Source organism: Candidatus Thalassolituus haligoni (assembly GCF_041222825.1).
Taxonomy (GTDB): Bacteria; Pseudomonadota; Gammaproteobacteria; order Pseudomonadales; family Oceanobacteraceae; genus Oceanobacter; species Oceanobacter antarcticus.
In genome coordinates this window covers 3,933,265-3,953,085 of sequence record NZ_CP139482.1, presented here as the reverse complement: position 1 = coordinate 3,953,085, position 19,821 = coordinate 3,933,265, and the positions used below count along the sequence as shown (strand labels likewise).

The 19,821-nt window shown below is 55.8% G+C and carries 18 protein-coding genes; 12 read left to right on the top strand and 6 right to left on the bottom strand.

Annotated elements, in window-relative coordinates:
• Positions 1–56: 56 nt before the first annotated feature.
• The 5 genes from SOJ49_RS17880 to SOJ49_RS17860 are packed head-to-tail and all read right to left on the bottom strand — an operon-like array spanning position 57 to position 4,861.
• A complete protein-coding gene (locus SOJ49_RS17880; RefSeq protein ID WP_369855841.1) occupies positions 57–839 on the bottom strand; it encodes a carbon-nitrogen hydrolase family protein in 783 nt (260 codons plus the stop codon).
• A gap of 50 nt (positions 840–889) precedes the next feature.
• A complete protein-coding gene (locus tag SOJ49_RS17875) occupies positions 890–1,951 on the bottom strand; it encodes an extracellular solute-binding protein (protein WP_369855840.1) in 1,062 nt (353 codons plus the stop codon).
• Positions 1,952–2,008: 57 nt separating this feature from the next.
• Complete coding sequence (locus SOJ49_RS17870) at positions 2,009–2,818, bottom strand: ABC transporter permease (RefSeq protein WP_369855839.1); 810 nt, start codon at positions 2,816–2,818, stop codon at positions 2,009–2,011.
• 24 nt (positions 2,819–2,842) lie between these two features.
• Entirely contained in the window at positions 2,843–3,739 is an 897-nt protein-coding gene (locus SOJ49_RS17865; protein WP_369855838.1) for an ABC transporter permease, read from the bottom strand.
• A gap of 3 nt (positions 3,740–3,742) precedes the next feature.
• Positions 3,743–4,861, bottom strand: a complete 1,119-nt coding sequence (locus SOJ49_RS17860; RefSeq protein WP_369855837.1) for an ABC transporter ATP-binding protein — start codon at positions 4,859–4,861, stop codon at positions 3,743–3,745.
• Positions 4,862–5,093: 232 nt separating this feature from the next.
• On the opposite strand from SOJ49_RS17860, the gene SOJ49_RS17855 reads away from it, so the two are divergent.
• Positions 5,094–5,900 carry a helix-turn-helix transcriptional regulator gene (locus SOJ49_RS17855; protein ID WP_369855836.1) on the top strand — a complete coding sequence of 269 codons (807 nt, stop codon included), beginning with the start codon at positions 5,094–5,096 and terminating at the stop codon, positions 5,898–5,900.
• Between the two features lie 305 nt (positions 5,901–6,205).
• Positions 6,206–6,625 carry a hypothetical protein gene (locus tag SOJ49_RS17850; RefSeq protein ID WP_369855835.1) on the top strand — a complete coding sequence of 140 codons (420 nt, stop codon included), beginning with the start codon at positions 6,206–6,208 and terminating at the stop codon, positions 6,623–6,625.
• A gap of 637 nt (positions 6,626–7,262) precedes the next feature.
• Here SOJ49_RS17850 and SOJ49_RS17845 read toward each other — a convergent pair.
• On the bottom strand, positions 7,263–8,186 hold the full coding sequence (locus tag SOJ49_RS17845) for a LysR substrate-binding domain-containing protein (RefSeq protein WP_369855834.1): 924 nt from the start codon (positions 8,184–8,186) through the stop codon (positions 7,263–7,265).
• A 183-nt stretch (positions 8,187–8,369) separates the two neighbouring features.
• Between SOJ49_RS17845 and speB the strand changes: the two genes are divergently transcribed.
• The 10 genes from speB (at position 8,370) to SOJ49_RS17795 (ending at position 19,756) form a co-directional block, all read left to right on the top strand.
• On the top strand, positions 8,370–9,335 hold the full coding sequence (gene speB, locus SOJ49_RS17840; protein ID WP_369855833.1) for an agmatinase: 966 nt from the start codon (positions 8,370–8,372) through the stop codon (positions 9,333–9,335).
• Positions 9,336–9,732: 397 nt separating this feature from the next.
• On the top strand, positions 9,733–10,488 hold the full coding sequence (locus SOJ49_RS17835; RefSeq protein ID WP_369855832.1) for an SDR family oxidoreductase: 756 nt from the start codon (positions 9,733–9,735) through the stop codon (positions 10,486–10,488).
• Between the two features lie 79 nt (positions 10,489–10,567).
• Complete coding sequence (locus SOJ49_RS17830; protein WP_369855831.1) at positions 10,568–10,990, top strand: 4-oxalocrotonate tautomerase family protein; 423 nt, start codon at positions 10,568–10,570, stop codon at positions 10,988–10,990.
• 279 nt (positions 10,991–11,269) lie between these two features.
• Complete coding sequence (locus tag SOJ49_RS17825) at positions 11,270–11,428, top strand: hypothetical protein (RefSeq protein WP_369855830.1); 159 nt, start codon at positions 11,270–11,272, stop codon at positions 11,426–11,428.
• A gap of 151 nt (positions 11,429–11,579) precedes the next feature.
• Complete coding sequence (locus tag SOJ49_RS17820) at positions 11,580–11,888, top strand: 2Fe-2S iron-sulfur cluster-binding protein (RefSeq protein WP_369855829.1); 309 nt, start codon at positions 11,580–11,582, stop codon at positions 11,886–11,888.
• A gap of 90 nt (positions 11,889–11,978) precedes the next feature.
• A complete protein-coding gene (locus SOJ49_RS17815; RefSeq protein WP_369855828.1) occupies positions 11,979–12,923 on the top strand; it encodes a YCF48-related protein in 945 nt (314 codons plus the stop codon).
• Between the two features lie 36 nt (positions 12,924–12,959).
• Positions 12,960–15,377: an RND family transporter gene (locus SOJ49_RS17810; RefSeq protein ID WP_369855827.1), complete on the top strand. Its 2,418-nt coding sequence runs from the start codon at positions 12,960–12,962 to the stop codon at positions 15,375–15,377.
• Between the two features lie 122 nt (positions 15,378–15,499).
• Positions 15,500–17,113: a DUF1302 family protein gene (locus tag SOJ49_RS17805; RefSeq protein ID WP_369855826.1), complete on the top strand. Its 1,614-nt coding sequence runs from the start codon at positions 15,500–15,502 to the stop codon at positions 17,111–17,113.
• 21 nt (positions 17,114–17,134) lie between these two features.
• Entirely contained in the window at positions 17,135–18,448 is a 1,314-nt protein-coding gene (locus tag SOJ49_RS17800) for a DUF1329 domain-containing protein (RefSeq protein WP_369855825.1), read from the top strand.
• Between the two features lie 78 nt (positions 18,449–18,526).
• A complete protein-coding gene (locus tag SOJ49_RS17795) occupies positions 18,527–19,756 on the top strand; it encodes an ABC transporter substrate-binding protein (protein ID WP_369855824.1) in 1,230 nt (409 codons plus the stop codon).
• Positions 19,757–19,821 lie beyond the last annotated feature (65 nt).

The following is a 19,821-nucleotide window of genomic DNA, read 5'->3' as shown; positions in this document are numbered from 1 at the left end:
CGTTGTTATCAATGCCATTGGCGGGCACAGCGGCCGCCCAGTCGCAGTGTTGTAAGTTATTCGTGTTGTTGCCATTCATTCAGGTCTTGCAGTTGGGTTGACCAACGGCGGCCGCTGTCTTGTTGCAGGTACGCGGATACGTCTGCCATCAGCAGGCAGGGGTCGTTTCCGGCACGGGCGATGTCGGTGCCATCGGGGGCGATAAGGGCACTTTGTCCGGTGTAGTGCAGGTCTCCTTCCTGGCCGCAGAGGTTGGCGTATACCACGGTCAGGCCGTTTTCCAGTGCTCTGGCTCGTGCCAGGGTGTTGGGTACCTGATAGTAGGGCGTCATGTTGGCGGTGGGGTTGAACAGCAGTTTGGCGCCTTGTTGGGCAAGGGTGCGGGTGCTTTCCGGAAATTCGATGTCGTAACAGATCGACAGGCCACAGGTGTGTCCGCAGAGTTCAAAGGTCTGGAAGCGGGTGCCTGCGGTAAACAGTTGTTTTTCCTGGTTGCCAAACAGGAATACTTTGCGGTGATGCCCTGCCAGTTGGCCTTGCTTATCGATGACGATGGCGCTGTTGTAGAGTTTGCCTGCGTCGGTTTCGGGTAAACCAATAATGATCGACAGCTGATAGCGGCGGGCCATGTCGGCCAGTTGGTGAAAGCTGTCGCCTTGCAGCGGTTCCGCCAGGGAGCGGAGCTGTGCTCCGAGGTTGTAGCCGGTGGTAAACAGTTCTGGAAATACCACGGCATCGGCACCCAGCAGGCTGGCGCTGTGGCTGATTCGTTGCACTTGCGCCAGGTTGGCTGCCTTGTTGGCTGCGATGGCGCTTCCCTGATAGATGAGGATGTTCAAGACGGTGTCCTTAGTGAGGCAACGCACCAAAGTCCGTTGCCGTATCGAGATTATTTCAGCAGGTTGGTCCAGATCCGGTCGTACAGGCGTACAACGTCCGGGCTGCATGGGGGAACAAAGGTCGCTGGGGCTGCACCGGCGGGTGGGTTGAGTTCCAAGGCCCCTTTCAGCTGGCTGTCGAGATAGGGTTCGGTGCCGGTCACACCGGCGGTATAGCCTGCAAAGTTGGTCAGCGCGGCGGCATTTTCCGGCTGCAGCAGGAAATTCATGAACAGCTTGGCATTGTCCAGGTTGGGGGCACCCTTGAGTACGACCAGGTTATCGGCCCAGGCGGTCAGGCCTTGTTTCGGGTAGGCATATTGCAGGGTCGGTTTTTCCATCCGGGCGCGCAGACCCATGCCATTCCAGATCATGGAGACTGCGGCGTCGCCAGAGACCAGCATTTCGCGAGCGCCATCGGACATGATGCTGAGCCAGTTCTGGCGCGAGGCCAGTAACAGGTCGTTAACGTCGTTCAATTGTTGGCGGTTGCTGTTGCAGGTCTCGTAACCCTTGTAGCGCAGCGCGGCATTGATGACGTCGTTGACGTCGCGGAACATGTTGATTTTGCCTTTGAGCGCCGCTGGCGGATTAAACAGGATGTCGAGTGTGTTGATGTCGCCATCGTATACGGCGGTATCGACCATAAAGGCGGTGGTGCCAAACTGGTAGGGAATGGAGTAGTCGCGACCTGGATCGAAATAGACATCGATCAGATCCGGTTTGATGTAATGGAAATTCTCCAGCTGGTTGGCGTGTATGTTTTCCAGCAATCCTTCCTTGATCATAATGGCGACCATGTAGTCACCCGGTACTGCAAGGTCATATCCAGCCACACCTGACTTGAGTTTGGCCAGCAGGGTTTCGTTACTGTCGTAGGTATCCTGAGTCACGTTGACGTCGTAGCGGGCGGCAAACTTGTCCAGCATGGCTTGCGGCATGTAGTCGGACCAGTTGTAGAGGTGCAGTTCTCCGGCAGCATGGACGCTGCCGGAAAGTGCCAGGCCGGCCGTCAGTACCAGTAGCTGGTGCTTCAGGGTGTGGAACAGGGACGTGCGTTTTGGGGTTTGCATGGCGATCTCCGCTTTCGGAAGTAGGCGTTGGGGCTATCGGGCGTTAGGGTTTGGCAATCAGGACTTGGTGTTGTGGTCTGCCCGGTTCAGTAACCAGGAGCTGCCGACGCAGAGCATCGACAACAGCAGTAGCAGGGTGGATACGGCATTGATTTCCGGGGTAAAGCCAATGCGCACCAGGCTGTAAATGGTCATTGGCAGGGTGGTGGCACCGGGGCCGGCAACCATGTTGGCGACGATGAAATCGTCCATCGAGACAATAAATGCCAGCATCAGGCCCGAGATCACGCCGGGCATCAGCATAGGCAGGGTGACATAGCGGAAGCTGGCCCAGCGGCTGGCGTACAGATCGCGGGCAGCGTCATCGTATTGCTGGCTGATGCTGTTCAGGCGCGCAGAAATGGGCAGGTAGGCAAAGGGAATACAGAACACGGTGTGGGCGATCAGGATGGAACCCAGGCCGAGGGTCATATCTATGGCAATAAAAAACACCAGGCTGGCCACGGCGGTGACTATTTCGGGAATCATCAGCGGCAGATTCAGCACGCCAAACAGTGCCGTCTGCCCGCGAAAGGGGCCGCCCCGTAACAAGGCCATGGCGGCACAGGTTGCAATGGCCGTGGCAATACAGGACGCCGTCAGGGCAATGCTGAGGGAATTGACAGTCGCGCTCTGGATGCTGGGGTTGTTGAATGCCTTGATGTACCAGTCGAATGTAAAACCACCCCAGGTGGTGATGGAGCGTAACGAGTTAAAGGAATAGATACTGATCACCACCAATGGGGCGTACAGCACAAACAGGCAGCCCAGGGTGATGGCTCGGGCGCCCGGATAATGTTGGATATTCATGTTCATCTTTACAGTCATGGTGGCACCTTCAGAAACGACGGTTCAGGAGCGACGGTTGCGCTGGGCAAATATCAGTAACAGGGTCAGGACGATGGTGAGCAAAATCACCGCTGCGGCAGCCCCGAACGGCCAGTTGCGGGAACCCTGAAACTGCAAGGCAATGAGGTTGCCGATCATCAGTTGCTTGCCGCCCCCGAGAACGTCCGGTGCAATAAAGGCCCCGAGTGAGGGTATAAACACCAGTAAACAGCCAGCGATGATGCCGCCCCGAACACCGGGAATCAGGACATGGCGCAGTGCTGCCCAACGGCTGGCATACAGATCATGGGCGGCGTTCAGTAGTGAAAAATCGAAACGCTCGATGGCGGCGTAAACCGGCAGCACCATAAAGGGCAAATAGGAGTAGAACAGCCCGAGCGCCACGGCAAACGGGGTGTAGGCCAGCTGCAGAGGTTCGCTAATCCAGCCCAGTGCCAGTAATAATTCATTTAATGGCCCCTGATCACGGATGATAAACAGCATCGATACCGTGCGAATCAACAGGTTGACCCAGTAGGGAATCGTGATAGCAAACAGCCAGAGTCCACGGCTGGATGGCGGTCGGGTGGCGATAAAATAGGCGGTTGGCAAACCGACCAACAGGCAGCTCAGGGTGGCAATACAGGCTTGTAGCAGCGAGGTGGAAAAAATCTCCAGATAGGCACTGGTAAACACCAGTTCACCACTGAGAAAATCTTCTTCAAACAGGAACTGTTGGTAGGCATCAAGAGAAAACTGCCAGATCACACCGCCATAGGTGCCGGGCTGTAAAAACGAAAAGACCAGTATCATCAGCAGTGGCAGGATCAGAAAAAAACCGATCATCAGCATGGCCGGGGAAAGCAGCAGGCTGCGGCGGAAGCCGGTATGTTGCAGCAGTGGTGAAGGAAAAAAGCGCATGGATCAGGCCACCAACAGGCGCACGGCCTGTTCATCCAGCGAGACCTGTACCCGTTGTCCTGACTGCAGCGGCTGAGTCTGTGACGCCATATTCTGGATCCGGGCCGACAGCTCATGGCCAATGTCCAGCTGGACGACATATTGGGTATCGGTGCCCATATAGATCACCTGGCTGATGGTGCCTGCCAGTCCGTCGCTGTGCGGAGACTCCGCCATTAGCGACAGCCGTTCCGGGCGGATGGAGAGCCATGCAGGCTGACCAGGCGAAAGGGCATCAATGGTGGGGCAGTCGATGTAAAAAGGGCTGGCAGGGGCGCAGGCTGTCGCCTTGTTGGCCGCTAAGAAATGCACACGGGCGACCTGGCGTTGTGTATCCACAGCGTCTGTTTGTACCTGCAGCAGATTGGTTTCACCGATAAAATTGGCGACAAAACGATTGGCTGGTTCTTCGTAAATGGTGCGCGGGCTGCCGACTTGCTGTAATTCTCCGGCCGACATCACCGCAATGCGGTCAGACATGGTCAGAGCCTCTTCCTGATCGTGGGTAACAAAGACGAAGGTGATGCCGGTTTCTTGCTGAATCCGCTTCAGTTCGATGCGCATGGACTGGCGCAACTTGAGATCCAGAGCCGACAGCGGCTCATCCAGTAACAGTACTTTGGGTTTTGGAGCCAGTGCCCGCGCCAGAGCGACGCGTTGCTGCTGGCCACCGGACAACTCGGTGGGCTTGCGCTGGGCAAAACGGCCCAGTTGCACCAGTTCCAGCATCTCGGTGGCGCGCTGTTCGCGGGCCTTTTTCTTGATGCCCTGCATTTTCATGCCGAACTGCACGTTCTCGTGAATGCTCATGTGAGGAAACAGGGCATATTGCTGAAATACGGTGTTGATCGGGCGCCGATTGGCAGGCAGTTGCTCGATTTCCTGATCAAACAGAAAAATCCGCCCGGCGCTGGTTTGTTCAAAGCCACCCAGCAATTTCAGCAGCGTGGTTTTGCCACAGCCGGATGGCCCCAGCAGCGTGAAAAACTCACCTTCCTGAATCTCAAGTGACACGGTTTTGAGTGCCTGGAAGTCACCAAAATGCTTGGCAACCTGTTGGATTGAAATCGCTGCGTTTGGCACCGCCAGATCTCCAGTGGTTAGAACGTTGGCTGAACGGCGGGTAGCGGACAGCGCATAAATACGTTGATTGATACCCCTCGTAATATGGATTAGAGTCTATTTGGCTTGATTGGAGGGGTATATAACCCTGGTGTGGTATGTGTTTTTTGAAATAACCGGATCGGCTGCATCCGTGGCAAGGTCTGTGAAAACCTCCGTGAGTGATAGCAAAACGAAGCAACACGAGTGGCCTATGGACAAGCAGAGCAGTGTAGACAGAGCCTTGGCGCACGCTATCCGGGCGGTGGGGCAGCCAGAATTTGCCGAAGCGTTCAGCCATTGCGTCCGGCAGCTGATGCCGTTCGATAATCTGATTATTCTGGCGTATCACAAGCACCATAATCCGGTGGATTTTTACCGCGAATGTCGCAATCCGGTGGTGTATCTGACGATGGATTCCCATTACCTGAAAGCGGCCTACCTGCTCGATCCTTACTACCAGGCGCATCTCAATGGCTTGCAAGCGGGCGTACACCGGTTATTTGAGCTGGCACCAGACCAGTTTCGGCAAACCAGTTATTTTCGCGAGTACTACCAGAGCACCACGCTGGTGGATGAAATCGCCGTGTTTGCCCGCCTTGGTAGCGATACCACCCTTACTGCTTGCTTTGGTCGTGATGGCAGCAGCAACCAGCTGTATTCGCAGCAGGATTTTGCCGCCATCAAACAATATGAACATGTGCTGACGACCTTGTGCGAACTGCATTGGCAGGGTTATGTCCCCAGTGAATTTTCCACTGAGCGCCAGCTACCGGTGACCGAGCGATTACGAGAAGCACTGAAGCAACAGCATGATATTCGGCTGAGTGGCCGTCAGGCCGAAGTGGCCATGTATATCTTGCAAGGCCACTCGTCGTTATCCATTTCGTTGCATTTGGGTATCAGCCGAGAGACGGTCAAGGTTTTCCGCCGTCAGCTGTACAGCAAATGCAATATCAGCTCGCAGGCGGAATTGTTTGCGCTGATGATGCCGTTGTTTAGTGGACTTAACGGCGCTTGAGAGCGCAAGTACGTTCTGGTGTAAGCGTCAACGCCGTTGGTGGGCTTCGATTTCAGGAGCGCGAGCTGCCACTGGCGGGCACAGCGGCCCGGCCCTCCCAGGAGGAAAGATAGCGTTGTTATCAACGCCGTTGGCGGGCTTCGATTCCGGGAGCGCGAGCTGCCACGCTCGCCAGCAGCCTGGCGTTGTTATCAGCGTCATTGGCGGGCTTCGATTCCGGGAGCGCGAGCTGCCATGCTCGCCAGCAGCCTGGCGTTGTTATCAGCGCCACTTGGCGGGCTTCGATTCCGGGAGCGCGAGTTGCCATGCTCGCCAGCAGCCTGGCGTTGTTATCAGCGTCATTGGCGGGCTTCGACTCCGGGGGCGCGAGCTGCCACGCTCGCCAGCAGCCTGGCGTTGTTGTCAACGCCACTGGCGGGCTTCGATTCCGGGGGCGCGAGCTGCCACGCTCGTCAGCGGCCTGGCGTTGTTATCAGCGCCATTGGCGGGCTTCGACTCCGGGAGCGCGAGCTGCCATGCTCGCCAGCAGCCTGGCGTTGTTATCAGCGTCATTGGCGGGCTTCGACTCCGGGGGCGCGAGCTGCCACGCTCGCCAGCAGCCTGGCGTTGTTGTCAACGCCACTGGCGGGCTTCGATTCCGGGGGCGCGAGCTGCCATGCTTGCAGCAGCTTGGCGTTGTTATCAGCGCCATTGGCGGGCACAGCGGCCCTCCCAATGCAAATTAACTCAGCGCCATTGGCGGGCTTCGATTCCGGGAGCGCGAGTTGCCACGCTCGCAGCAGCTTAGCGTTGTTATCAGCGTCATTGGCGGGCTTCGACTCCGGGGGCGCGAGTTGCCACGCTCGCAGCAGCTTAGCGTTGTTATCAGCGTCATTGGCGGGCTTCGATTCCGGGGGCGAGAGCTGCCACGCTCGCAGCAGCTTGGCGTTGTTATCAGCGTCATTGGCGGGCACAGCGGCCCGGCCCTCCCAGGAGGAAATATAGCGTTGTTATCAACGCCGTTGGCGGGCTTCGATTCCGGGAGCGCGAGCTGCCACGCTCGTCAGCGGCCTGGCGTTGTTATCAACGCCGTTGGCGGACTTCGATTCCGGGAGCGCGAGCTGCCACGCTCGCCAGCAGCCTGGCGTTGTTGTCAACGCCACTGGCGGGCAAGGCGGCCCGGCCCTCTCAGGAGGAAATATAGCGTTGTTCTCAATGCCACTTGGCGGGCACAGCGGCCCGGCCCTCCCAGGAGGAAATATAGCGTTGTTATCAGCGTCATTGGCGGGCACGGCGGCCCTCCCAGGAGGAAAGATAGCGTTGTTATCAGCGCCGTTGGCGGGCACAGCGGCCCTCTCTGGCGGCAGCATGGTGTTTCCCAGTTTACGGCTTGGCGCTGACAACTTGTTCTATCAACCACTGCAGGGCCGGGTCTTGTACGTGTAGCGGGTGTTGTATCAGTGTCATTTCCCAGTTGGGCATATCGTCTGGCCCTTCCACCGTACGCACCGGTAACCAATGACAAAACAGTTCGGCCATGCGACGCGGCAGGGTTAATAAAGCCCGGCGTTCGGCAACCAAACGGGCGGCGGCGAGGTAGTTGATCATTTGTGCCATGCGCTGGCGTTGTCGCTGTTGGCCCGCCAGCCAGCGATCGATGCCATTGGTGCTGGTATCAGTCTGGTCCAGCATCACCACGTGGGGAAAATCCAGGTACTGATCGAGGGTGAGCTGTGCGGGGATGTCGTCGAAACGGGTGCCCACCAGGCAGACCAGTTGTTCGGTCAGCCAGGGCTGCCGCAGCAGATGGGCGGGCACGGTGAGGTTTTCATCCAGGCCGATCACCAGATCCACTGTGCCATTTTCCAGTCGTTCCAGTGAGGCGTGCGGGCCGATCATTTCCAGATCAAAGATGACTCCGGGTGCTTGCTGTTGCAGCGTCGGCATCATGTCTGGCAGTACCACCGCTTCAAAGTAGTCGGTGGCAGCAATGGTGAATACCCGCTGGCTGTGGGCCGGTTCAAATTGTTTGGGTGGGGCCAGGGTCAGTTCCAACTGTTTCAGGATGGCTTTGACGTCTGGCAGCATTGCCAGCGCACGGGGCGTGGGTTGCAGGCCGCTGCCGCAGCGTACCAGCAGGGGATCGTTGAGTTGCTGACGCAGCCGGTTGAGGGCGTGACTGGTGGCCGACTGGCTCAGAAACAGCTGTTCGGAGGCTCGCGAGACGTGGCATTCGCTGATCAGGGCATCAAATACCTGCAGCAGGTTAAGGTCAAAATGTCTTAGTGGCGACGCGGTGTCGGACATTCTCAGGATCTCAATTCATTATGCACGCGGTGCATTATGTCAGGAATACTATTCATTTCTCTAATAATTTGGTGGCGCTTATTCTGCGCGCCATACACTCCAAGCAATATGCTCCATATATAGTACTGAGGCACAGCCGTGATCTCAGTTCCTGACAACCGCGAATGAATGACTGGAACTTCCATGTACCCGACGCCTGCTGCCCAGAATCCGATGGCTATTGCCTCCGCTACTGCCAATGCCGATATGCCTCTCTATAGTGCGTTAGGCATGACCTTTATGCAGTGCCCGTTGATGACGGATATTCACCATTCCCAGGCCGATGTCATTGTGGCAGGCGTGCCATTTGATATGGCAACATCTGGTCGTCCGGGTGCCCGTTTCGGGCCTCAGGGGGTGCGTCAGGCATCGGCCAACCTGATTTGGGAAGGCAGGCGCTGGCCATGGACTTTTGCACTGGATGACGTGTTAAAACTGGAGGATGCCGGGAACCTTGCGTTCCGCCATGGCGAACCACAGACGCTGGTAGACAACCTCGAAGCCTTTGCCTCTGCTTTGGTGCAAGGCGGGAAAAAGACACTGTTTTTTGGTGGCGATCACTTTGTCACCCTGCCGATCTTGCGGGCCCAGGCGCGACAGCACGGACCACTGGCGCTGATTCATTTTGATGCCCACACCGACACCTATGACGGCGGCAGCCAATACGATCATGGCACGCTGTTTCACCATGCGGTGGTTGAAGGGCTGGTGGATACCGAACACTCGATTCAGTTGGGGATTCGTACTGCTTATGAATTGGATGGGCACCCGTTCGAAGTCATTGATGCAGCCGAGTTAAACGACCTTGGCCCAGCCGCGACACTGACACGCATTCGCCAGCGGGTCGCCGGGCGGCCGGTTTATATCAGCTTTGATATCGATGCTCTCGACCCGGCGTTTGCGCCTGGCACCGGCACTCCGGTATCGGCAGGTCTGAGCATGGATTGTGCGTTAAAAATTATCCGGGGCCTGGCCGGAATGGATATTCGTGGTATGGACGTGGTGGAAGTGGCTCCTGCTTATGACCATGCAGAAATCACCTCGCTGGCGGGAGCAACCCTGGCGCTGGAGATGTTGTACGCCGTTGCGGCAGGCAAACATCCCGTATAAATCACTGCCCTTCCGGTCACGGCCCGGCTTTTCTGGCAGTGCCTGCTGCGATGGGGAAGGGTACTTCTTTTCAGGTATGAAGAGCGTTTCCAAAGGGTATTGGAAGGTATTTTACTATCTCCTTAGTCTAGGAATCTGTCGAGCTTAGGGCTGCTCTACTGCGGAAAAGCTGAATCTGGCTCTTTTGTGAGCAAATTCTTGTTAAATAGAACCACTATTCGCCTCAAATCAGTCTTTCCCTCGCGACGAACGCCTAAGTCCGACAGGCTCCTGGGGTACACCTGAGGCACCGCTGAAAACGACGGCGCTCGTGGCGTTTGCAGCGGTGCCTTCTACACGTTATTAACGCTTCTAAAAATAACAAACCTGCGCACGACGCAGGCGTTGGAGAGACATCATGGATAATCGTCAGAAAACCGCTGTGGTCGTGGGGGCAACCGGTGCTTTTGGTCAGGCCATTGTCAAAACACTGCTGGCCGAAGGGTTACAAGTACTGGCGGTTGCCCGCCGTCAGAATTCGCTGGATGCACTGAAAGAACAGTATCCCGGCATCCGTACCGTCGCGGCTGATATCTCTGAGGATTCGTCGATAGAAATCATTCACCATGCGGTGACTGGCCCGGTTCAGCTGGTGGTGCATGGGCCGGGTGTCGGGGTGGCTGGTGGCATTTTGGTGGCACCGACGGCCACCATGGTGGATGCCGTCAATATCAAGGTGGGTGGCTTTATGCGGTTGTGTCGTGCCGTCGATGCGTACCTTGAGCCCCATTCGCGGCTGGTCGCGATTGCCGGTCATTATGGTCTGGAGCCGACGGCTTATGCGGCTTCTGCCGGAGTGGCCAACGCGGCGTTGTTTAACGTGGTACGTCAAATCAGTCTGGCTCTGGGGCCGCGTGGCGTCACGGCTCACACGATTGCGCCGGGGCCGGCTGATACCGAACGCTTGCGGCACGTGGCCACAGCCCGTGCCGAGCAGCGCGGTATTGAAGTGGAGAAGGTGCTGGAAGAAATGCAAGCAGAATCGTCTATCGGGGCTTTTACCACTCCGGAGCAAGTGGCCTGGGCCGTTAAAACGCTGCTGGCCGTCGAGGCGGACTCGATGACGGGTTCGACGTTGATGCTGGATAGTGGCCGTCGCCGTGGCCTGCCATAGCGGGCCTGTGTGTGCTGCTGTTCCTGTTTGTCTTGCTGTAACAGTGTCCTGATTATGTTGTTGATGAGAGGTCATTAAAATGCCGGTTATTATTTTTACATTGCCTGATACCGACGCGGTGCGGGAATCCCGCGAGGTGATTTGCACCGAAGCCTGCCGGGTGTTTGCCGAGATACTGGCTGCGCCGGTTGAGCGTATTCGTGCCTATATCCAGATATTGCCAGCGGCTCAGATTGCGGCGGGTGGTGGCTGGCTGGGTTTGCCTGACGCCACGCTGTTGGCCCCTTTCTACCAGTTTTTTGTGCTGCAAGACCGTGCTACCAGTCAGGTGCAGGAGCTGCATGCTGCTTTTACCGCGATTCTGGTCACCAGCCTGGGGATTGATCGGATGGAAATCCGGGGTATTTGCACCCGTGTCAGTCCGGCAGACTGGGCGATTGGCGGGATTACGGCGGATCGGGCACGGAAGCAGGAGCTGGAAGCGCGGGCCGGGCAGGAGTAGTGAGTAGTCAATCCGATCTGTCGCAGTGATCTGGGTCATCTGTTGGCGGGTCAAGTCAAACAGCGGCGCACCATGCTGGCGTCATATCCGTTACGGTAATAGCGTCTTACCTGATCATATAATGAGGCTGTTTGAGCCGCCTGATGAATTGCTCAGGCGATGAGGGTTATCGCACTGATATACCCGAGTTATGGCCTGATATGTGGTGTCGTTTATGGCATACGTCTTGCTGATATTGCGGGAGTCATTGGCCAACAATAATAAAAAGGTTTTTTCCGTATGTTTGAACTCAAATATGAATATTCGAAAACCCATATTGGCAACTCGTTATTTTTTGTACTGCCAGCCAATATCCGTCCTGCAGATTGGGCGATTGGCGTGATAACGGCTGGTCGGGCATGGCAGCAGGCGCTGGAAACTCGGGCCAGACAGTCGTAAATCCGCTTTGTTGTAGCCCGCTGTATGTTCTAATACCTAATCAGTATTAAGCCGGTCTGCAAATAGTATTAGAGAGTATATTTCTGTCGAGTTATTGTAGCTTTCTAACACCATCAGACTTGCTGAATAAAAATAAAAAGTCGAGGTCGCCATGCATTACTCAATTTCTGTCTCCGGCTGTGACCGCACGGTTATTTGTCGTGATTCGGATTCCTTGCTCACCGGGTTGCTGAGATCCAACTCCCGTGCGGTGCCTGCTGGTTGTCGTGGTGGTGGTTGCGGTATCTGCAAAGTCCGTATTACCTCCGGCGAATACGAAGCGGGGCCGATGGCTCGTTGTCATATCAGTGCCGAAGATCAACAAAAAAATATTGTCCTTGCCTGTCGGGTATATCCCCGCAGTGATATAACCCTGGAGGTTGTTGGCAAGCTGGCGCGTCGATTTAATCAGGCGGCATGATTTGATGTAATTTTTCTGCTCGTAATGATGCTCGCCTGAATAACAGGTGGGACGGGCTTTTATTTTTTAAATGGCGATATGACTATGTTTATGACTGTCAGGGTTTGTTGTGCCTTTTTGCTGGTTGTCGGCCTGTATGGTTGTGAGGCACGTCTGAATATGGAGCGGGTGGCGGAAAACAATCGCCAGCCGGTTCAACGTACCGATCAGTTGATGGCGGTAGCGGCCAATGATGAGGTAGTGGTGGCGGTGGGGAATTTTGGCGTGGTGCTGGTGCGCCCACGGGCCTCTGCGGACAGCTGGCAGCGGCTGGCATTGGGACGAGACGCTAATCTGATTGATATTGAAGTCTGTCCGGATCAGCGCTTTTACGCGCTGTCGAATAATCGCCAGCTCTGGGTCAGTGACGCCAAGGGTGAACACTGGCGTCCTGTACCAATACCGACGCTGGAATCGCTGCTGACGCTGGATTGCGCCCCCGATAATACACTCTGGGTCGGTGGCAGTTTCAGTACCTTGCTCAGCAGCCTGGATGGCGGTGCGTCCTGGGAGGAGCAAAGCCTGGGCGAAGACGCCATCTTCACCCAGATCGATTTTGTCTCCACCTCTGAAGCCTACGCCGTGGCCGAGTTGGGGCTGGTGTACCACACCAGTGATGGCGGTCTCAGCTGGCAGTCTGCCGGGCTGATTGATGATGACTTTTACCCTCAGGGAGCATTATTCGAGACCTCTGGAGAAGGCTGGGTGGCGGGTCTGGGCGGCTCGATTCTGCACACCCGTGACGGCGGCCAGCACTGGGTGGCCGAGCCAACCGGTGTGGCGGCACCGGTTTATGCCCTGCAGCAAGTGGGCAACGAGATGATGGCACTGGGGGAGAGCGGTCTGCTGTTGCGTCGATCCGGTGAGCAGTGGCGCACCGTCAGTGGTGTTGGCCATGGTGCCTATTTTCGCGATGCGGTACTCGTGGGCGAGCAGCTGATTCTGGTGGGAGGCAGCGGTGGTCTGGTTGTCGTGGCCCGTAATCAATTGCGTTAAATCCAATACAATAATAAGCAGAACAGAGACCTTCAAATGAACCAGTATTCCGCAGACGCCCACAAGGCAACGCATTTTCTGCATGTGCTAGAGACGTCGGCTTTTAAGCATCCTCGTACCATTCTGGCGGCTATTTTACTGATTACGCTGTTTTTTGCGGCGCAGATTCCAGCCGTTAAAATGTATTCTGATTTTGCCGACCTGTTGCCGCAGGAACACCCGTATATCGAGCTGCACAACAGCATCAAAGACAGTTTTGGTGGTGCCAATGTGATTGTGGTGGGAGTTGAAGTACTCGACGGTGACGTGTTTTCCAATGAGGCGCTGCAGAAAATTCACCGGGTAACGATGGCGGTGGATAGCCTGACCGGGGTGAACCACAATCTGGTGACTTCCGTTACGCACCGCAACTCCCGCAAGGTGTGGATGACGCCGGAAGGTAATGTCAATTCCCAATCCTATTTCGACCCCCAGGGCGGTGATCTTTCGGCGGCGGCGCTGGCAAAGCTGGAAAAAGACGTGGTCTCGGATCCTCGGGTGTATGGCCCACTGGTCAGTCCGGACAAGAGTATGGCGTTGATCAAGGCGCAGTTAAACGAAGGCAAACTTGATTACGAGGCCACGTTTAATGAAATTCAGGCGATTCGGGCCACCGAAGCGCAACCTGGATACCGCATTCACGTTACCGGCCAGCCGATGCTGGTGGGCTGGGCTTACCAGTATCTGGATCAGATTATCGAGATCTTTCTGTTTACTGCGGTGATCATGATCGGCTTGCTGGTGTTCTACTTTCGCAAATTATACGGCGTGCTGGTGCCATTGGCGGCGGTGCTGGTGTCGACCATCTGGGGCATTGGTATTATCTCGCTGTTTGGCTACAACATTGACCCGCTGGGCATGGTGATTCCGTTTCTGATTTCGGCACGGGCGATGTCGCACGGCATCCAGATCGTTGAGCGCTACTATGCCGAAATCAATGAGCTGGATGAGGCCACCCCGGATGGCAAGGATCATCACCAGTTGGCCGCCCGCACCACCTTTGAAAACCTGTTCCGGCCGGGCAGCCTGGGTGTGGTCTCGGATGCCATTGGCCTGTTGCTGATTGCGGTTGGCTCGATCCCACTGAATACCAAGCTGGCCCATTACGCCTCGTTGTGGGCGTTGAGCATTATCATTACCGTATTGTTGGCGGTGCCGCTGTTGCTGTCGGTATTGCCTCGGCCACGCAACACCCGCATTAAGCACAACCTGTTTCGTCATGTCGGGTTTGTCTGCGCCGATCTGGTCAGCGATACCCAATCTGCACGCCGGGCGTTGTGGCTGGGCGGTTTGCTGTTGTGTGGCGGGTTTTATGCCTCGTCGCTGGTGGTGATTGGTGAATCGGAACCCGGCTCGCCGATTCTTTATCAGGATCACGACTACAACCTGTCTTCCAGCGCGATTAACAATAGTTTTCCCGGTTCGGAAGAGCTTTACATCATTGCCGAAACCGACAGCAAGGGCGGCATCAAACGTCCGGAAGTACTGGCGGCGTTGGCCGATCTGGAACGCCATATGCTGACTGACCCGGACGTGGGCGGGGCCAAGGGCATCCCCGATCTGGTGATGCAGGTCAACCGCTTGTTGCACACCAATGACCCGCGCTGGCTGCAAATTCCCGATGATGAGCAGTACGTCGGCGGGCTGATGTTTACCTACATGATGTCGAACCCGATTCCTGGCGCGCTGAACGAATTTGTTGATACCGACGAACGTATTGCCAACCTGGTGTTTTATTACAAGGATCACCAGGGCGAGACTATTCGTCGTGCCATTTATATGGTGAAGGAATGGATCGCCGCCCATGGCGACGAGGTTGAAGGGCTGAGTATTCGCCTGGCCGGTGGCACTATTGGCGTAACCGCCGCCATGAACGAAGCGGCTTACGAAACCAACCTGTGGGTTTTGCCGCTGGTGTTTATTCTGATCTTTGTGTTTGTCGCCTTGTTTTACAGCTCGATTATATCAGGGGTAATGATGTTTATGGCGATGCTGTTCGCCACCACGCTGACGTATGCCTATATGGGCGTGATGGGGATGGGTATTAATATCAATACTGTACCTATTATTGCCGTCGGTGTCGGGGTGGGTATCGATTATTCGATTTATATGATGGACCGGATTCGTAGTGAAATGGTGCGTTCGCATAATATCAATATTGCGGTTCGACAAGCGGTGAGAACCACCGGTCTGGCGGTGAGTTTCACCGCGATTACGCTGATATCCGGTATCGTTATGTGGGTGTTGTTATCGGACCTCAGGTTTCAGGCCGATGCCGCACTGTTATTGATTGTTATGGTGGTATTAAACGGATTGGCCGCCATGTTACTGGTGCCCAGCTGGATACTGGTATTCAAACCGGCGTTTATCTGTCAATCGTACACTGACGAAGACGGTATTATTCACGCCGATTAACCGTTAATAAAAAATTCACGCGCTTCGCCTGGTCGAGGTCGGGAATCGGCTGCCTGCTGCCTGGATTCTTCATATCCAGAGTGGTTGGCGCTGCGAAAATAACAATAAACCGGAGGTATAACATGCCTGGAATCATGCTGGCCAAACGATCCCTGATAGCCCTTGCTGTTGCAGCCGCTGTCAGTCCATCGTTGGTGGTGGCCAATGAGACGAGCTGGAGCGGGTTTGGAGAGAACGCGACTTACTATCGGGACGAGGTTGGGTTATCCAAGTTCCGCAACACCGTACAAGCTGAATTTATACGGCCTGTCGACACCAGTGGCAGCTGGTACAACGTCACGTTAAATGGCGTATTACGTGCTACCTACGATGGTGTTTACGACCTCAACAGTGATGAATTTGGCAAGGATGCCGAACAAGACTATCTGGGCGAAAACTGGCACCCGGATGGCGGTGCGTCCAGCCTGTTGCTTTCCGCAGGAGTGCCGCTGCCGTGTGAGAACGATGAGCAGCTGTGCGATAACCTGCATGGCTATATGGATGACGATTCGCAAGACGTCCGCACCCCTGACTTTAACGACGAACTGGATTTTATCCGTGAGTTGTATATCGATGCGACCCGCGATGTCGGTGAAGACCAGCTGACCGTCCGGCTGGGTAAACAGCAAGTGATCTGGGGGCGTACTGACCTGTTCCGGGTACTGGATACCACCAACCCGGTGGATTATTCCCGTCACAATATTTACGACGAACTGGAAGACATTCGTATTCCCCAGTGGATGCTGAAAGCCGACCTGCTGATGGGTGCCAACAGCGTTTTTGACGACATGAACTTCCAGCTGATCTGGAACTTCGACAAGTTCCGTCCCAACAACCTGGGCACCTGTGGTCAGGCATACGCCATTCTGGATGCCGGTTGCTTCTTCTCGTCTTACCTGGCGGGCACCATTCCGATCATTCACGACGTCAAGTTGCCGGATCGCAGCCTGGAAAATACCCAGGGTGGGCTGAAGTGGGAAGGGGTCTATGGCGATGCCACCTTCTCGGTGAATGCGCTGCGTTACTTCCAGCAGCTGCCTTCCATTCACTGGCGTGGGCCAGATCCCGGCACCCCGGCCGCCGATGGTGTGTTTGATATTTACTTCCCTCGCGTCAGCCTGCTCGGCGGCTCGCTCGATTATTACGATATGAATACCGATGCCACCTGGCGTGTGGAAGCAGCCTACACCCAGGGTGAAGAGCTGGCGCGTGATCTCGATGGGCACAAGGAAACCGATATTGCCCGTTACGTGATTGGTATGGACAAGAACATCATTATTCCGGCGCTCGGCACCCGCAGCGCGTTCCTGCTGTCGATGCAGGTGTTTGGTCAACACGTACTGGATCACGAAGACGATATGCCGGACGCCGAGAAAAACTGGACCGGCACCTTGCTCTTCAAGGGCTTCTATATGAACAACCGCCTCTGTCCACAGCTGCTGGTTGCTCACGATGTCAAGGCCGAAGCCACCGCGATTGCCCCGAGTATTTCGTATCAGCCAGACAATCACTGGCTGGTCAACCTCGCTCTGAATATCAAGGAAGGCGGCAAACAGAAATTTGAATGGTCCGCCAGCGCTCTGGCCGGTGAACCCGATGTGCCGCAGTGGGAGCCACTGGCCCGCTTTAGCAATGGCCCGATTGGTGTTGCCAACCAGGAAGATGAACTCCAGCTGACCGTTCGTTACGGCTTCTGATAACCATAAAAGGTAACCGACATGTACAAGCAGATTGCATTAATAGCCGTGCTGGCTGGCCCAGCGTTGGCCGTCGAGGCCGCCCCAGTGCCGGAAGCGGTGATTCAGGAATCGTTTTATCCGTATGCGAAAGGGGGCGTCCCGGAGGTTGCCGGTATCAAACCCGGTATGGTGATCAACGCCAGCAACGTCGACTCGGTGGTGTCGTATCTGGATCCGGCCACCTATATGTTTATCAAGAACGGTGATTATGAAATTACCGTCGGCGCAACGACCTCGTTTGATCTCCACAAGTCGTATGTCGATGCCACTCGCCAGTATGCCGGGCAGGCGTCGCTGGGAGAAAAAGTGGGTGAAATCAATGCACCGGGTGCCGGTCGACCGTTCCCGCAGGAGCCATCCCTGGATGATCCCCGAGCCGGTGAAAAGCTGGCCTGGAACTACAAGTACGGCTACAACTGGGGCGATTCTGCCGCCATTATGCCGTTCTACTGGACCATGAAAAACATGTCGTCCGGCAAGGTTGAGCGTACCTTCAAGTTCAATTTCAACTTCCTGAACTTCTCCCGCCGTACTGCCCAGGAACCTTACCCGGAAATCACCCCGAACCCGTCCAGCCTGTTCCGTGGCACCTATGCCCAGGTGCTGGAACCGTTTGACGTCAAGAACACCCAGCTGCTGATTCACAAGTTCCAGGACGATACCAAGAACGATAACGCCTACCTGTATCTGGGTTTCCAGCGCCGGGTGCGTCGCTTGTCGTCTGGTCAAACCACGGATGCCTTCCTCGGTACCGACATCATGATCGAAGACTTTGAAGGTTATGGTGGCCGCATCAGTGACATGAAGTGGACCTACAAGGGCACCCAGTGGATGTTGTCGCCGATGTATAACCACAACGACTTGGCACTGGCCGCTGAGCCAGTGGACGATGAGGGGTATCAGTTTGTCGATTTTGGTGGCAAGGGCGGTTGTTTCCCGAAGATCACCTGGCAGCTGCGCAAGACCTACGTCCTCTGGTCGGAGCCAACCGATCCCAACCATCCGGTTGGTCGTCGCGAGCATTATATCGACGCCCAGACGTACGTGATCCCGCGAAACATCACCTATGACCGCAACGGGGCAATGTGGAAAACCTTCACCATTGGTCAGACGCATCCAGACCACCATCTGGCCATTAACAAGGGATCGGGTGTGTCGATCGATGATTCGTTCTCAATGGTGGATATGCAGGCGGATCACTGCACCACGGGTCAATTCAAGGGCATTGTTAACCCTGAATTGAGTCCGGCGTCCAAGTTTACCGTACAGCAATTGCGCGCTGCCGGTCGTTAGATTCTTGTTGGAGTGCTCGTTTGGCCCGCCCTGTGCGGGCCTTTTTGTTTCACTGGTTTGTGAACGGGTGTTGAGTTTATGAATATGATTGGGTTACTGACGGCCTCGTTCAGAGGCTGTGTCTGGTTATTGGCGCTACTGGTGTTACCGGTCGTGGCCGCCGATACCGTCAAAATCGGCATGACGTTTCCGAATACCGGACGCTACAAAAATCTGGGTATCGATCAGGCGCGTGGAGCCTTGCTGGCGATTGATGAAATCAACGCGGCAGGTGGCGTGCTGGGCAAGCCGCTGGAGTTGCTGCTGTCGGCCTCTGGCCGCAAAGGTAAGGAACAGGAACATGTGAGCGAACTGGTCAACGCGGGTGTCAGCATGGCTTTTGGCAGCTCGCTGCAACCGCAGGCAACCGCCACGGCGGCGGCCAATGCCAACCTGCTGTATTTCGATACCCTGTTTCATTCGCCCGGCGACCGTATACAACGGCCGACGGTGTTTTATGCCTCTTACGATGCCTGGATGGCAGCCAAGACGCTGGCGTTTTATATCAACCAGTCGCTTGGCGGCAAGAAGATGTTTTATATCACCAGCGATAGCCCTGGGGGATTAATGACAGAGCAGATTCTGCGCAAATTCACCCATACCACCGATCTCAGTGTGCACGGACAGTCGTTAACCCGTTTTCCTGGCCCGCGCCGCAAGGAGTTTATCGCCGCCGTTGAGCAAGCCAGGGATGACGGGGCCGAGGTGCTGGTACTGGTGCAAGCGGGTGATGACCTGGCCAAGGCATTGCAGGTGATCCATGAATTGGGGCTGACCACGGCGTTAAAAATCGTCGCTCCCAATATGACGCTCAGTGTGGCCCGCGCGGTGGGAGCGGACATGCTGGAAGGGGTGATTGCGACGGTTCCCTGGAGCTGGCAGGTCGCGAAAGACTACCGCTATGGCGATGGTGTGCGTTTTACCGAGGCTTATGTTGCACGTTACGAAACCAACCCGTCGGCGCTGGCAGCTACCGCCTATAGCCTTGTCTGGCACTACCAGCGCGTGGCCGAGGAAGCAGGCACACTGGATTCCCGGACACTGGCGAAACGCCTTGAAGGGCTGACCTTTACTGGTTTGAAGGACCCGCAAAGCTGGCGGCGTTTTGATCACTTGAGTGTGCAGTCGGTGTACGTGGTGACCGGTAAGCCTCGGGAACAGGTGATGCAAGGGAGTTTGCGGGAAGACTACTTTCGGGTGGTTTCCAATATCGCTGGTCAGATCATCGTCCCCACCGAGAAGGAAGTCGCTGAGCGGGCCTGGGAATAAACCGTCGTCGCTGCCGCTGTTAGGCTTAGTTTTGGGTTTAGTTTTAGTTTTAGTTTTAGTTTTGG